Genomic DNA, 14,683 nt, shown 5'->3' with positions numbered 1-14,683 from the left:
AAAACCCCAATAAGAGCGACAAGGAAACTGACCCAAGAATATGTGCGGAATAACCGGAATTTTTGATACCCGTGGCCGGCGTGACATCGATCGCCGCGTGCTCTCGCGAATGAACGAGTCGCAACACCATCGTGGCCCCGACGAGGGTGGCCTGCACGTGGAGCCGGGCGTCGGCCTGGGCCATCGCCGGCTGTCGATCATCGACCTGTCCACCGGGCAGCAGCCGCTCTACAACGAGGATCAGAGCGTCTGCGTGGTGTTCAACGGCGAAATCTACAACTACCAGGAACTGATCCCCGAACTGCAGGCACTGGGCCACGTCTTCCACACGCGCAGCGATACCGAGGTCATTGTCCACGCCTGGGAAGCCTGGGGCGAAGACTGCGTGCACCGCTTTCGCGGCATGTTTGCCTTTGCGCTCTGGGATCGCAATCGCGAGACGCTGTTCCTGGCGCGCGACCGGCTGGCCGTCAAGCCGCTCTTCTACGCCTTGCTCGCCGACGGCAGCTTCCTCTTCGGCTCCGAGCTCAAGTCGCTGCTCGCGCACGGTGGACTGGCGCGCGATATCGATCCGCTGGCCGTCGAGGAGTACTTCGCCCTCGGCTACGTCGCCGAACCCCGGACGATCTTTCGTCAGGCCCGGAAGCTGCCGCCGGCGCACATGCTCAGCGTCCGCCGCGGGCAGCCGCTGGCCGAGCCGAAAGCCTACTGGGACGTGCGCTTCAGCCTCGATCAGCCGGTGGACGTCGAGGACGCCTGCGCGCAACTCAACGACAGGCTGCGCGAGTCGATTCGCCTGCGCATGATCTCGGAAGTGCCGCTTGGCGCTTTCCTGTCCGGCGGCGTCGATTCGAGTGCCGTCGTCGCGGTGATGGCCGGGCTGTCGGCCGAGCCGGTCAATACCTGCTCGATTGCCTTCGACGACCCGGCCTTCAACGAAGCCGCCTTCGCCCAGCAGGTGGCCGACCGCTACCGCACCAACCACCACTGCGAGATGGTCGCCAGCGACGATTTCGATCTCATCGACACCCTGGCCCGGCTGTACGACGAACCCTATGCCGACAGCTCGGCGATCCCCACCTACCGCGTTTGCCAGTTGGCGCGCAAGCACGTGACGGTGGCGCTTTCGGGCGACGGCGGCGACGAGACCTTCGGCGGTTACCGGCGTTACCGAATGCACCTGATGGAAGAGCGGCTGCGTGCGGCGCTGCCGCACGGCGTGCGCCGGCGCATCTTTGGCCTCCTCGGGCGGGTCTATCCGAAAGCCGACTGGGCGCCGCGCATGTTCCGCGCCAAGACCACTTTCGAAGGCATGGCCCGAACTTCGGTCGAAGCCTATTTTCATTCCGTGTCGATCCTGCGCGGGCCGATGCGCACGCAGCTGTTCAGCGCCGCCTTCCGGCGCGAACTGGCCGGCTACAGTGCCGAGGAAGTCTTTCGCACCCATGCCGGAAAGGCCGGCACCGACGATCCGCTGGCGCTGATCCAGTACCTCGACCTGAAGACCTACCTGGTCGGCGACATCAACACCAAGGTCGACCGCGCCAGCATGGCGCACTCGCTCGAGGTGCGCGAGCCGCTGATGGATCACGAACTGGTCGAATGGATGGCGACACAGTCCTCTTCACTCAAGGTGCGCGGGCAGGAAGGCAAGTTCCTGCTCAAGAAGGCGCTCGAGCCCAGCCTGCCGCAGGACATCCTCTATCGCCCGAAAATGGGCTTTGCCGTTCCCCTGGCACGCTGGTTCCGCGGTCCATTGCGCGAACGCGTCCGCGAGGCGGTGCTCGGTGCGCGCCTGGCCGAAACCGGCTGGTTCAACCAGGACTATCTGCGCCATCTCGTCGATGCCCACCAGTCGGGAGTGCGCGACTACAGCTCGCCGCTGTGGACGGTGCTGATGTTCGAAGCCTTCCTGCGCAATGTGCTCGACGCGCCGGTGAGCGATCCGGCGCTGGTCACGGGTCTGCAGGCACCGGCATGAGCTTGCGCATCCTGCACGTCTTCGACCATTCGCTGCCACTGCACAGCGGCTACAGCTTTCGCTCGCTGGCCATCCTGCGCGAACAGCGCGCGCTCGGCTGGCAGACCGTCCATCTCACGACACCCAAGCAGGGCGCCGGCCCGGCGCTGCACGAGGAGGTCGACGGCTGGTCTTTCCAGCGCACGCCGAGCGTCGAGGGCGCTGGCCTGCTGGCCCAGATGCGCCTGACCGCAGCCCGCCTCGATCAGCTCATCGGGGAGACCCGGCCGGACCTGATCCACGCCCATTCGCCGGTGCTCAACGCCTTGCCGAGTCTCTGGGTCGGACGTCGTCGGCGGCTGCCGGTGGTCTATGAAATGCGCGCCTCGTGGGAGGATGCGGCGGTCGATCACGGCACGACGGTGGAGGGCAGTCTGCGTTATCGTGCGTCGCGTGCCCTGGAGAGCCTGGCCCTGCGCCGCGCCGATCAGGTAACGACGATCTGCGAAGGGCTGCGCCGCGACATCGCCGGGCGCGGTATCGCGGCCGAGCGCATCACGGTGATCCCCAATGCGGTCGATGTTGGCCTGTTTCAGTTCGCTGTCCAGGCCGATGCCACGCTACGCCACTCGCTGGGACTCGACGGCGCGACGGTGCTCGGCTTTGCCGGCTCGTTCTACGGCTATGAAGGTCTCGATCTGCTGATCGAGGCGGCCCGCCAGATGCTTCCCCGGCATCCGCAGCTGCGTCTGCTGCTCGTCGGTGGCGGCCCGCAGGAGGCCAATCTGAAGGCGCAGGCGCTGGCCGCCGGGCTGCACGATCGCGTCATCTTTACCGGCCGCGTCGCGCATGCCGACGTGCAACGCTATTATGAGCTGATCGACGTGCTCGCCTATCCGCGCCTGCCGATCCGGCTGACCGAGCTGGTCACCCCGCTGAAGCCCCTGGAGGCGATGGCGCAGGGACGGATGTTCGTCGCTTCCGACGTCGGCGGTCACCGCGAGCTGGTGCGCCACGGCGAGACCGGCTTCCTCTTTCCGGCCGGCGATCCCGCGGCGCTGGCGGCGGCGCTCGATGACCTTCTCGCCAAACGCTCGCAGTGGCCGCAGATTGCCGCCCAGGCGCGCCGCTTTGTCGAGGTCGAACGGACCTGGGCGAGCAGCGTTGCCCGCTATCGGGAGGTCTACCGCCGGGCGCTGGCCGGCGCTGGACGCGCTCAGTCCGCTCCAGCCATCTGACTCGGAGTCGCCATAGTGTGTGGTATTCACGGTATCTATCGTTTTGACGGCCTGAGTGTCGAGCCGCGCATGCTGTCGAGCATGGGCGATCGTATCCGGCACCGCGGTCCCGACGACGAAGGCAGTCACGTCGATGGCCCCTGCGGGATCGGCATGCGCCGCTTGTCGATCATCGACCTGGCGGGTGGTCACCAGCCGCTGTCGAATGCCGACGGCACCCTGTGGCTGGTGTGCAACGGCGAAATCTACAACTTCCGCGAGTTGCGCAGCGAGCTGCAGGGCAAGGGCTATCGCTTCAAGACCGGATCCGATTCCGAGGTCCTCCTGCACCTCTACGATGCGGAGGGCGACGACTTCGTTCTCCGCCTCAACGGGATGTTCGACTTCGCGCTCTGGGATGCGCGCCGGCGGCGCTTGCTGATCGGTCGTGACCGGCTCGGCGTGAAGCCGCTGTACGTCCTGCAGGACTGGCAGCGCCTGGCCTTCGCCAGTGAAGCCAAGGCGCTGCTGGCCTTGCCCGGGGTGAGCGCCGAACTCAACCGCGAGGTCGTCGCCGATTACCTGCATCTGGGCTACGTCGCGGCGCCCGGCTGCATCTTCAAGGGAATCCGCAAGCTGCCGCCGGCCACCCTGCTCGCCGTCGAGGACGGTGAAGTGCGCGAGTGGCGCTACTGGCGTCTGCCCGAGGAGATCGTCAGCGACCTTTCCGAGAGCCAGTGGATCGAGCGCGTCCAGGTCCAGCTCGACGAGTCGGTGCGCATGCAGATGGTCAGCGACGTGCCGATCGGTGCCTTTCTCTCCGGCGGCGTCGACTCGAGCGCCGTGGTCGGCTTGATGGCTCGCCATTCCGAGCAACCGATCCGCACCTACGCCATCGGTTTTTCCGGCGGCGAAGCCGAGGCGCTGTACAACGAGCTGCCCTATGCGCGCCAGGTGGCCAAGCTGTTCGCCACCAACCATCGCGAGATCGTCGTCCAGCCCGACGTCGTTGCCCTCTTGCCCAAGCTGCTCTGGCACATGGACGAACCGCTGTCGGATACCGCTTTCATCACCACCTATCTGGTTTCCGCGTTTGCCCGCGAGGACGTCAAGGTGATCCTCTCGGGCGTCGGCGGCGACGAGCTCTTTGGCGGTTACCGACGCTATCTCGGTGGCCACTACGCGAGGCGCTATCGCCGCTGGCCGGGCTGGTTGCGGCGCATGGCGAGCTACGCTGCGCGGCGCCTGCCGACCGACCGGCATTCCGGCCTGCTGAACAATCTGCGCCTGGCCAAGGGTTTCATGGCCAGCGCCGAAATGAGTTCCGACGAACGCTATCGGAGCTACCTGCAGGTCCTCAGTCGCCGTCACGTTTCCGCCTTGTTGCTCGAGGAGTCGGCGGCCGGTCCCTCGGACAGCCTGGCGCGCGCTTTCGCGGCGGCCGGCAACGAGGACGAGCTGAACCGGATGTTTGCCGTCGATGCCGAGACGCAGCTCCCCGACGACCTCCTGCTGCTGACCGACAAGATGAGCATGGCGGTCTCGCTCGAATGCCGGGTGCCGCTGCTCGACCATCAACTGGTCGAGCTGGCGGCGGCCATGCCGGCTGCGATCAAGGTTCGTGACGGTCGCCTCAAACACCTGCTCAAGGCGTCGCTCGCCGACCTGCTGCCGGACGAGATCCTCAACCGCAAGAAGCGTGGCTTCGGCACGCCGATGGGCGCCTGGCTGAAGCGTGAGCTGGCTCCCCTGCTGAAGCGGCTGCTCGCCGCCGACGTGGTGCAGGCGCGCGGCCTGTTCAATCAGGGGGTGGTCAATCGGCTGATCGCCGATCATCAGGCCAACCGCATCGATGGTACCGACATCCTGCTGGCGATGATGAATCTGGAAATCTGGAGCCGGATATTCCTCGATCGTCGCGATCCCGCCGATGTCGCCGAAGAACTCAAGAGCTACGTTGCATGAACATCCTCTATATCTGTCACCGCTTTCCGTTTCCGCCCAAGCGTGGCGGCAAGATCCGACCCTTCAACATGATTCGCCACCTGTCGGCGAGTGGCCACCGCGTCACCGTCTGCTCGCTCGCGCGCTCGCCGGAGGAGGCTGCGGAAGGGCAGGGGATCGCCGCCCATTGCGCGGCTTTCGAAGTGGCGCAGGTGTCCGGTCCGCTGCAGGCGCTGCGCATGGTCGCCCGGTTGCCGCTGGCGACGCCTTCGTCGATGGGTTTCTTTTTCTCGCCGTCCCTGCAGGCGAGCGTGCAGCGACTGCTCGGCGCGCAGAAATGGGATCTGATTTTCGTTCATTGCTCGTCCGTCGCCCAGTATGTGGAGCAGGTTCGCGACGTGCCGAAGATTCTCGACTTCGGCGACATGGACTCGCAGAAGTGGCTCGAGTACGCCAATTACAAGCCTTTCCCGCTGTCGCTTGGCTATCGCCTCGAGGGCACCAAGATGCTCGCTGCCGAGAAGCGTCTGGCGCAGCGCTTCGACCTGTGTACGGCGACCACGCGTGCCGAGTGGGAGACCCTCGAAAGCTATCGCACCGGTGTGCCTACGGACTGGTTTCCGAACGGCGTTGACGCCGATTTCTTCTGCCCGACCGACGAGGCCTACGACGCCGACACGCTGAGCTTCATCGGGCGCATGGACTACTACCCGAATCAGGAGTGCATGGCGCGCTTCTGCACGCAGATCTGGCCAGCACTGAAGTCGCGCCGGCCGCAGCTCAAGCTGCTCATCGTCGGCGCCGATCCGTCTCCCGAGATGCGCAAGCTCGGCGACCTGCCCGGGGTCACGGTCACCGGCTCGGTGCCGGACGTGCGTCCCTTCGTGCGGCGCTCGGCGTTGATGGTCGCGCCGCTGAACATCGCCCGCGGCACGCAGAACAAGATTCTCGAGGCCATGGCCATGGGCGTGCCGGTGGTCACCAGCCGCGTCGCTGCCGGTGGTGTCGATGCCGAGTCCGTGACACACTTCCTTGTCGCGGATACTCCCCAGGAATATTCTGACGCCATCCTGCGGATCCTGGATGATCCGGCGGAACGGCAGCGATTGGCGCTCGCCGGGCGGCAGCGCATGCTGAGCAATCATGCCTGGCCGCACTCGATGGAGAGGCTCGATCGGATCATCGATCGCGGCGTCGGGAACTTTTGGGAAAGCAAAGGAAAACTCGCATGAAGATCAGCATTTTCGGTTTGGGCTACGTTGGGGCTGTCTCGCTGGCGTGTCTGACGCGCGACGGCCATGAGGTGATCGGCGTCGATATCGACGCCACCAAGCTCGATCTGATCATGGCCGGAAAAACGCCGGTGGTCGAAGAGGGGATGGTCGACCTGATGGCCGCCGCCGCGGCCAGCGGCCGCGTCGCGGTGACCACAGACGCCCAGCGCGCAGTGCTCGAGAGCGAGATTTCCCTGGTCTGCGTCGGTACGCCTTCGGCCGCCAACGGCAGCCAGGATCAGGGCGCAATCCTGCGCCTGGCGGAAGAAATGGGGCGGGCGATTGCCGGCAAGAGCGCGCCGCACATCGTCGTCCTGCGTTCGACGCTGGTCCCGGGTACGGTCGAGGATGTCCTGCGTCCGATCATCGAGAAGCATTCGGGCAAGAAGGACGGTGAAGGCTTCTTCCTCTGCTTCCAGCCCGAGTTCCTGCGTGAGGGGTCGTCGATTCGCGACTACGACAAGCCGCCGTTCACCGTCGTCGGCGCCAATCATGCCTACCCCGTCGAGCGCCTGCGCGAGCTCTTCGGCAAGCTGCCGTGCCGCTTCATCGAGACCTCGGTGCGCTCGGCGGAGATGATGAAGTATTGCTGCAACAACTTTCACGCCCTCAAGATCACCTTCGCCAACGAAACCGCGCGGCTCTGCGAAGCCCTGGGCGTCGATCCTTTCGAGGTCATGGACCTGATCTGCCAGGACCACCAGCTCAATATCTCGCCGGCCTATCTGAAGCCCGGATTCGCTTTCGGCGGTTCGTGTCTGCCGAAGGACCTGCGCGCCACCACCTATCTGGCGAAGATGCACGACGTCGAGATTCCCATGCTGGCCGGCATCATGCAGTCGAATCGCAATCACCTCGACCTGGCGCTGCGCAAGCTGCTGGCGCTCGGCAAGCGCAGGATCGGTTTCGTCGGCCTGTCGTTCAAGACCGGCACCGACGACCTGCGCGAGAGCCCGCTGGTGACGCTGGCCGAACAGCTGATCGGCAAGGGAATGCAACTCACGATCTACGATCCCGAAGTCCACCTGGCCAGCCTCCTGGGCGCCAACCGCAGCTTCATCGAGCGTCACCTGCCGCACATCGGCGAGATGATGCGCGCCGATCTGGAAGGGGTCATCGCCGAGTCCGAGGTGTTGGTCGTCGGGCTGTCGACGCCCGAAGTCGCCGCGACGCTGGCTCGATTGTGCCGTCCCGAGCAGGTGTTGCTCGATCTGGTCAATCTGCCCCGGGGCGAAGCGATCGCCGCCCGGGTCGATGGCCTCTGCTGGTAGGAGCCGCGAGCGTGTCGGACGCTGTTCGCTTCTGGCGGCGCGGGGTGTGGGTCAGCCTGGCCGCCTTGCTGCTGGCCTTGCTGTCGCTGGCCCCCTACTTCACCAGTTCGACCGAAATGGTGCGCATGCGGCACGCCCTCCTGCTCGCCGATTCCGGCGCTCGTGGCCATGGCGGTGAAAGCGACTTCAACTGGACGCCGGCGAACGTTCCGGCCGACTTCATGCTCGAGCGCGGGGCACCCTACCCGGAGTTTGCCGACGTCGTCGATCGTCTTGGTCTGAAGGAGATGTCTTCGGACTGGGAGCGGGTGCTGGCCATCAGCCGGCACCTGCTCGGCTCGAGCCCGGTCCTGTCGGGCGGCGCGATTCAGGCGGACCTGCGGCAAACCCACCGCAGCATCGTCACCCAGGGACAAGGCTACTGCGGCGATTTCGTGCGCGCTTTCGTCGGGCTGGCCATCGCTGCCGGCCTTCCGGTACGCGCCTGGGCCTTTTCCTTCGACGGTTTCGGTGGCCATGGCCACATCTGGCCGGAGATCTGGAACCGGCAACTGGGTCGCTGGCAACTGGTGGGCATCTTCAACAACAACTACTTCCTTGGCCCGGAGGGCGTGCCGCTGTCGGCGCTCGAATTTCGCCGGGCGCTGCGCGAAGACCCCTCGTCATTGCGCATTGCGCGACTGGACCCCGCCGCACGACCCGGCTTCGTCATCGAGGAGAAAGCCTGGGACTACTATCGGCAAGGCCTCGGCCAGTGGTACATGGTATGGGGCAACAACGTCTTCTCGTACGACCGCGCGCCGCTGGTGCGCACCTTCGGAAGCGTCTCGCGATCGCTCGAGCAACTCGGTGGCATCGCGCAGGGGGTGTATCCGCCGATCAGAGTCCTCGAGGAGCCGGGCAATCGTCTGCTCGTCGAGGCTTTGCAGCGTGTGCGCGTGCACCTGTGGATCGTTGGCGGTCTGGTGATCGCTGCGCTGCTGGCGCTGCTCGTCTCGCTGCTCGGTTGCCGCCAGGCCCGCCGTTCCTCGTTGCCGGCGCCACGCGGGAGCGTGACGGGAAGCGGCGAAAGCCGGCCCGCTGGCGAGGCCGGTCAGCGGCGGACGTCCACCGCGCTGCCTGGTGCGCTGCAGCCACACCTGGTGGTGTTGACCAACCTCTTTCCCCACAGTGGCACCCCCGGCGCGGGCATGTTCATCCGGGCGCGCATGTTTCGTGTCGCCGCCGAGCTGCCGATGACCGTCGTCGTCCCGGTTCCGTGGTTCCCGCTGCAGGGGCTGATTCGCTGCTTCGTTCCGAACTACCGCCCACCGGCACCGCGAGCCGAGGTGCAGGAGGGTGTCCGCATCCTGCTGCCACGCTATTTTTCGCTGCCTGGCCTGTTCCGCGGGCTGGATAGTTTCTTTATCGCGCTCGGCTGCCTGCGGCTCGTGCAGCGGCTCACGCGAGAGTCTCCCGTGAACATCATCGATGCCCATTTCGCCTACCCTTGCGGGCACGCCGCGGTGCTTCTCGGTCGATGGCTCGGCCTGCCGGTGACGATTACCATGCGCGGCAGCGAAGTCTCGCTTTCGGCGGATCCGGTACGGCGCCGGAAAATCGTCGCCGCGCTGAATGGCGCGTCGCGCGTGTTCTCGGTGTCCGACTCGCTGCGTCGGCATGCCGGAGAGCTGGGGGCCGACACGAACCGCATCCGCGTCGTCGGCAATGGCGTCGACCTGGCCTGCTTCTTCCCCGAAGAGCAAGCCGCCGCGCGCAGCCGGCTGGGTCTTCCGCTCGATGCGCCGGTGCTGGTATCGGCCGGAGGCCTGGTTGAACGCAAGGGTTTTCACCGCGTGATCGACTGCCTGCCTGCCTTGCGCGAGCGCTTTCCCGGCTTGCGCTACCTGGTGGTTGGCGGGCCGAGCCCGGAAGGCGATATCGGTGCGCGCCTGAAACAACAGGTGGCGTCGCTCGGCCTGGACGGCGTCGTCCATTTCCTCGGTGCCTTGCCGGCGGCCGAATTGCGCTGGCCGCTATCGGCGGCCGATGTCTTCGTGCTCGCCACGAGCAACGAGGGCTGGGCCAACGTCTTCCTCGAGGCGATGGCCTGCGGCTTGCCGGTGGTGACCACCGACGTCGGCGGCAACGCGGAAGTGGTGAGCGCTCCGCATCTGGGAAGCATCGTGCCCTTCGCCGACGCCGGGGCGCTGACGCAGGCACTGGCGGAGGCGCTGGATCGCGATTGGGACCGTCAGCGGATTCGTGACTATGCAGCGGCGAATACATGGGACAGTCGCGTCGCCGTCCTGGTGACGGAGTTTCGCGCCCTGGCGCGCTCCGTGCCGGCCGCCGTCGGGGCGAGCAGCCGACGGCTGGAAACGAATGGCTGAGCCTTGCCGTCGCTGCGCATCCTGCCTGTGGCTGGCGATGGCGTGCCGCAGGGTGCACGACACCGTCGTCGTCAGGAGGCGAGCTTGAGCTTGTATACGGCAATCTGTTCGCGCTTCCTGTTTCCGCTGCACGAGCGGATCAAGGGACACGCGTCGCTGGCCCTGCGCGTGCGCCTGGAAGAAAGCCAGTGGTGGTCTGCGGAGCAGCTCGCCGACCAACGCGACCGGCGCCTGCGCGAGTTCCTGGTCGACATTGGGCAGCGCGTTCCCTATTACCGCGAGATCTTCCGGCAACGCGGCTTCGACCCGCAGTCGCTACGCTCAAGCGACGCCCTGACCGCGTTGCCGTTACTCGACAAGCCGGACATCCGGGCCAACGTCGAGCGCCTCAAGGCCGACGGGCACGGCCCGCTGACGCGCTACAACACCGGCGGGTCGTCGGGCGAGCCGCTGATCTTCTTCATGGGCAAGGGGCGCAAGAGTCACGACGTGGCGGCCAAGTGGCGGGCAACCCGCTGGTGGGACGTGGACATCGGTGACAGCGAGCTGGTGGTCTGGGGTAGCCCGGTCGAACTGGGCGCGCAGGACCGCATCCGTCGCCTGCGCGACGGGCTCATGCGCAGCCACCTGTTACCCGCCTTCGAAATGTCCCCGGCCAACCTCGATCGTTTCGTGGCTACCATCCGTGCGACTCGTCCGGCGATGCTTTTCGGTTACCCGTCGAGCCTTTCGCTGATTGCCATGCACGCTCGTGAGAAGAAGGTCGACATGAGCAGCCTGGGAATCAAGGTCGCTTTCGTGACCTCCGAAAAACTCTACGACGAGCAGCGGGCGGTGATCAGCGAGGTCTTTGGCTGTCCCGTGGCCAACGGCTACGGCGCCCGCGACGCGGGTTTCATCGCCCACGAGTGCCCGTCGGGCAGCTTGCACATCAGCGCCGAGGACATCATCGTCGAGACTGTTCGTCCGGACGGCACGCGCAGCGCGCGCGGCGAGGCTGGCGAAATCGTCGTCACCCACCTCGGGACGGCCGATTTCCCCTTTGTTCGCTACCGCACCGGCGACGTCGGTATCGTCGGCGACAGGCCTTGTCCCTGTGGCCGCGGGCTGCCGGTGCTCGAAGAGGTGCAGGGCCGGACCACCGACTTCGTCGTCGCCCAGGACGGCACGGTGATGCACGGCCTGGCTCTGATCTACACCGTCCGCGACCTGCCCGGCGTCGAACGTTTCCGCATCGAGCAGATATCGATCGACCAGACGGTCGTCAAGCTGGTCACCGGGCCCGCTTTTGACCCTGCCGGCGAGGAGCGGATCATCCGGGATTTCAAGGGACGCCTGGGCGCCAGGGTCGATGTCCGGGTCGAGCGAGTCGCCGCGATCGCCAACGAGTCGTCCGGGAAGTTCCGCTACGTCATCAGCCGGGTCAAGGCCGGCATGCCAGTGCAGGAGGCGAGTCGTGCGTGACCTCGTGATCACGGCAATCGTCATTGGCCTGCTGCCATTCATTCTGCGCAGTCCCCGTCTCGGCGCCTATGTCTGGGCGTGGATTTCAATGATGATTCCGCACCGCGCCGCCTACGGCTTTGCACGCACGATGCCCTTCGGCCAGATGGTGGCGATCGCCACGCTGGTCGCCTTCCTCTTTTCGAAGGAGCGCCGTCCGTTCCCGGTGAACGCCGTGACGGTGGTCTACCTGGCCTTGATTTTCTGGATGACCATCACCAGCTTCTTCGCCATCAACGCGCCGCAGGTGGTTCTCGACCGCTGGGTTTTCGTGGTCAAGATCCACGTCATGCTGTTCGTGACCCTGATGCTGATCCGTGGGCGCGAGCAGATCGAGCGTCTGATCTGGGTCATCGCGCTGTCGATCGGCTTCTACGGCGTCAAGGGTGGTATATGGACCGTGCTCACCGGTGGCGGCGGGCGCGTCTATGGGCCCGACGGCGGCATGGCGGCAGACAACAATGCGCTTGGCCTGGCGCTGGTGATGCTGCTTCCCTTCTTCCACTACCTGTACAAGATGGCCACTCGCCGTGTGGTTCGTCTCGGTCTTCTGTTCTGCTTCGTGACCATCACCCTGAGCATCCTGGGCTCGCAATCGCGCGGCGCCCTGCTTGCCCTGCTGGCCATGGCGACCTTCCTTGGCCTGAAAAGCAGCCGCCCGGTTCTGACCACCTTCGTGCTCGCCCTGACGGTGGCGATGGCGGTCATGTTCATGCCCGATTCGTGGTCCGGGCGGATGAAGAGCATCGAGAACTACGAGGACGATGGCTCGGCGATGTCGCGCATCTACACCTGGAAAACGCTGTGGGCGTTGGCCCTCGACCGGCCGCTGGTGGGCGGCGGATTCGTCGTCGACACGCCGCAGGTGTTTGCCATCTATGCGCCCGCGGAAGGCCTTGGCCACAATCTCGATGGCAACGTCTATGTCGCCCACAGCATCTATTTCCAGATGCTCGGGGAGCATGGCTTCCCCGGGTTGGCGCTCTATCTGCTGCTCGGCATCACTGCCTGGAAGATGGCCGGGAGGCTGGCCCGGGAAAGCAAGGAAGATCCCGAGTATGCGAACTGGCTACCACTGCTGATGCGCATGGTGCAGGTCAGTATCGCCGGTTACAGCGTCGGGGGAGCTTTTCTGAGTCTGGCCCATTTCGATGTCAGCTATTACATTGTTGGTATCGCGGTGCTTGCCGACGCTACGGTGCGTGAGCGGAAAGGCGGGCAGGCCGCCGCGGCAACCAGCGCAACGGGTCCGCCACCGTTGCCCCTTACTGCGAGCAGGCAGTGATCTGCCATTGTGCGTGCCCGGTATGCCTCCCCCTTCCCTCAGGCAGCGGCCTTGGCGGCGGGCGATGGGGCTCGCGTCGCTGACCCGCTTTTCACGGTAAACCTGAAGCCAAAACCAAAATGACCAAACTAGCCGACACCCTGCACCGCAAGTACTACGCCGACAGCGTCCACCCGTATCGCGTCTATGAGGAGCATGTCGAGAAACTCCTGACCCCCGACGCGACTCTCCTTGACGCGGGCTGCGGGCGCACGGTTCCCGTCCTGAGAAAGTTCCTTGGCCGGGCGAAGACGCTGATTGGCGTCGAGCTGGTCAGTTTTACCGATGTCCCGCCGGGGATAGAAACGCACAATGCCGACTTGGCCAAGATCCCCGTGCCCGATGCCAGCGTCGATCTGATCATGTCGCGCAGTGTTTTCGAGCATCTCACCGACCCGGCGTCGGTGTACCGGGAGTTCGCGCGTATCCTGCGTCCGGGTGGGGAGGTGGTTTTCCTGACCGCCAACATGTGGGATTACGGAACCGTGGTCGCGCGCCTGGTTCCCAACCGCTTTCACGCTCGCATCGTCAAGATGGTCGAGGGGCGCGAGGAGGAGGACACCTTCCCGACCGCGTACCGGACCAATACCAGGGGCGATGTCGAACGCCTGGCGGCGGAGGCAGGGCTGGAGATCGCGTCTTTCGAGTACTTGAGCCAGTACCCGAACTATCTGATGTTCAACGGCGTTCTTTTCTTCGTCGGTACGTGCTACGAGAAACTGATCAGCCGCTTCGAGGCCCTGCGCTTTCTGCGCGGCTGGATTCTGGTCACCCTGCGCAAGCCCGGGCGGCCCCGTTGACACCTGCCAAACCTGCTGGAAGTGCCGTGGACACACTGATCGCTGGCGCCACCCGGAGCGCGTTCGGACTCTTGCATCGCCTGACGACACCGCGTCTGTCGATCCTTATCTTTCATCGCGTCCACGCCCACACCGACGAGCTTTTTCCGCAAGAGATCGATGCCTCGCAATTTGAACGCCTGATGCGTTTTGTCGCCCGCAGCTTCCGTGTTCTTTCGCTTGCCGACGCCGTCGCCGGTCTGGAACAGGGCACATTGCCGCCGCGCGCGCTGGTCATCACTTTCGACGATGGCTACGCGGACAATGCGCAGGTGGCTTTGCCGATTCTGCAGCGCTGCGGCCTGGTGGCCAGTTTTTTCGTCTCCAGCGGCTTCCTCGACGGCGGTCGGATGTGGAACGATTCCGTGATCGAAATCGTTCGCGCCTGCACCAAGAGCGAGCTTGATCTGGCTTTTCTCGGGCAGGGACGCTGTTCGCTGGCCGGCCCGCAAGAGCGGACGGCGGCGATTCTGACGCTGCTGTCGGCGATCAAGTACCTTACCCTCGGTGAGCGCGAAGAGGCGATTTCACGGCTCCTGGCGGCGAGCGGCGTCCCGGATCTCCCCGGGGATTTGATGATGCGTTCCGAGCAGGTTCGCGAACTGCATCGTGCAGGGATGGAAATCGGCGCGCATACGGTGAACCACCCGATCCTGACCACCCTGACGCCGGCGCAGGCCGAGGGCGAGATCAGTAGCGGGCGCGATCGCCTGCAGGAGATCATCGACGCTCCGGTCGAGCTCTTTGCCTACCCCAACGGGAAGCCGATGCGCGACTACGACCAGAGCCACGTCGCCTTGCTGCGCCGCCTCGGTTTTCGCGCCGCGGTGAGCACCGCGCCGGGCGTTGCCCGCGTTGGCGACGGCCTTTTCGAGTTGCCGAGGTTTACCCCCTGGGGGCGTTCCCTGGGGACCTGGGCGACGCGCCTGCTGATGCATCAGAGCCACACCCGCTATGAACTTGCGGGGTCCACCTGAAG

10 protein-coding genes and 1 pseudogene are annotated in these 14,683 nt (G+C 65.4%); all 11 read left to right on the top strand.

All coding sequences use genetic code 11. The features are described from left to right. Nucleotides 1-40 precede the first annotated feature (40 nt). Nucleotides 41-1,981, top strand: a complete 1,941-nt coding sequence (locus QZ613_RS20180; protein ID WP_043566845.1) for an XrtA/PEP-CTERM system amidotransferase — start codon at nucleotides 41-43, stop codon at nucleotides 1,979-1,981. Then, entirely contained in the window at nucleotides 1,978-3,198 is a 1,221-nt protein-coding gene (locus tag QZ613_RS20175) for a TIGR04063 family PEP-CTERM/XrtA system glycosyltransferase (protein ID WP_291868746.1), read from the top strand. Before QZ613_RS20180 ends, QZ613_RS20175 begins: the two co-directional genes overlap by 4 nt. Nucleotides 3,199-3,213: 15 nt before the next feature. Next, complete coding sequence (asnB, locus tag QZ613_RS20170) at nucleotides 3,214-5,142, top strand: asparagine synthase (glutamine-hydrolyzing) (RefSeq protein ID WP_043566842.1); 1,929 nt, start codon at nucleotides 3,214-3,216, stop codon at nucleotides 5,140-5,142. Then, the gene (locus tag QZ613_RS20165; protein WP_043566839.1) at nucleotides 5,139-6,353 is read left to right on the top strand and encodes a TIGR03087 family PEP-CTERM/XrtA system glycosyltransferase; all 1,215 of its coding nucleotides are present in this window, start codon (nucleotides 5,139-5,141) and stop codon (nucleotides 6,351-6,353) included. Before asnB ends, QZ613_RS20165 begins: the two co-directional genes overlap by 4 nt. Continuing rightward, nucleotides 6,350-7,666, top strand: a complete 1,317-nt coding sequence (locus QZ613_RS20160; protein ID WP_043566837.1) for a nucleotide sugar dehydrogenase — start codon at nucleotides 6,350-6,352, stop codon at nucleotides 7,664-7,666. Before QZ613_RS20165 ends, QZ613_RS20160 begins: the two co-directional genes overlap by 4 nt. Nucleotides 7,667-7,782: 116 nt before the next feature. Beyond that, nucleotides 7,783-8,220, top strand: a pseudogene (locus QZ613_RS21250) (transglutaminase domain-containing protein); the annotation flags it as partial. Nucleotides 8,221-8,781: 561 nt separating this feature from the next. Then, the gene (locus QZ613_RS20150) at nucleotides 8,782-10,038 is read left to right on the top strand and encodes a glycosyltransferase (RefSeq protein ID WP_291983774.1); all 1,257 of its coding nucleotides are present in this window, start codon (nucleotides 8,782-8,784) and stop codon (nucleotides 10,036-10,038) included. A gap of 84 nt (nucleotides 10,039-10,122) precedes the next feature. Beyond that, nucleotides 10,123-11,502 (top strand): phenylacetate--CoA ligase family protein, encoded by a 1,380-nt coding sequence (locus QZ613_RS20145; RefSeq protein WP_291983759.1) that lies wholly within the window; start codon nucleotides 10,123-10,125, stop codon nucleotides 11,500-11,502. Continuing rightward, a complete protein-coding gene (locus QZ613_RS20140; protein ID WP_043566834.1) occupies nucleotides 11,495-12,826 on the top strand; it encodes a putative O-glycosylation ligase, exosortase A system-associated in 1,332 nt (443 codons plus the stop codon). The genes QZ613_RS20145 and QZ613_RS20140 overlap by 8 nt, the downstream gene beginning before the upstream one ends. A gap of 119 nt (nucleotides 12,827-12,945) precedes the next feature. Beyond that, the gene (locus QZ613_RS20135; RefSeq protein ID WP_291983757.1) at nucleotides 12,946-13,665 is read left to right on the top strand and encodes a class I SAM-dependent methyltransferase; all 720 of its coding nucleotides are present in this window, start codon (nucleotides 12,946-12,948) and stop codon (nucleotides 13,663-13,665) included. 26 nt (nucleotides 13,666-13,691) lie between these two features. Further along, on the top strand, nucleotides 13,692-14,681 hold the full coding sequence (locus QZ613_RS20130) for a polysaccharide deacetylase family protein (RefSeq protein ID WP_291903117.1): 990 nt from the start codon (nucleotides 13,692-13,694) through the stop codon (nucleotides 14,679-14,681). The last annotated feature ends 2 nt before the right edge of the window (nucleotides 14,682-14,683 follow it).

Origin of the sequence: Candidatus Accumulibacter sp. ACC005 (assembly GCF_907163215.1) — a bacterium.
Lineage (GTDB): Bacteria > Pseudomonadota > Gammaproteobacteria > Burkholderiales > Rhodocyclaceae > Accumulibacter > Accumulibacter regalis.
Note: the sequence above shows the minus strand (reverse complement) of the source record. Positions and strands in the feature narration are given on the sequence as shown.

Excerpts from the sequence above, each read along its gene's own strand:
- QZ613_RS20180 (WP_043566845.1), top strand. The coding sequence starts at position 41 with ATGTGCGGAATAACCGGAATTTTTGATACCCGTGGCCGGCGTGACATC.
- QZ613_RS20175 (WP_291868746.1), top strand. The coding sequence starts at position 1,978 with ATGAGCTTGCGCATCCTGCACGTCTTCGACCATTCGCTGCCACTGCAC.
- QZ613_RS20165 (WP_043566839.1), top strand. The coding sequence starts at position 5,139 with ATGAACATCCTCTATATCTGTCACCGCTTTCCGTTTCCGCCCAAGCGT.
- QZ613_RS20160 (WP_043566837.1), top strand. The coding sequence starts at position 6,350 with ATGAAGATCAGCATTTTCGGTTTGGGCTACGTTGGGGCTGTCTCGCTG.
- QZ613_RS20135 (WP_291983757.1), top strand. The coding sequence starts at position 12,946 with ATGACCAAACTAGCCGACACCCTGCACCGCAAGTACTACGCCGACAGC.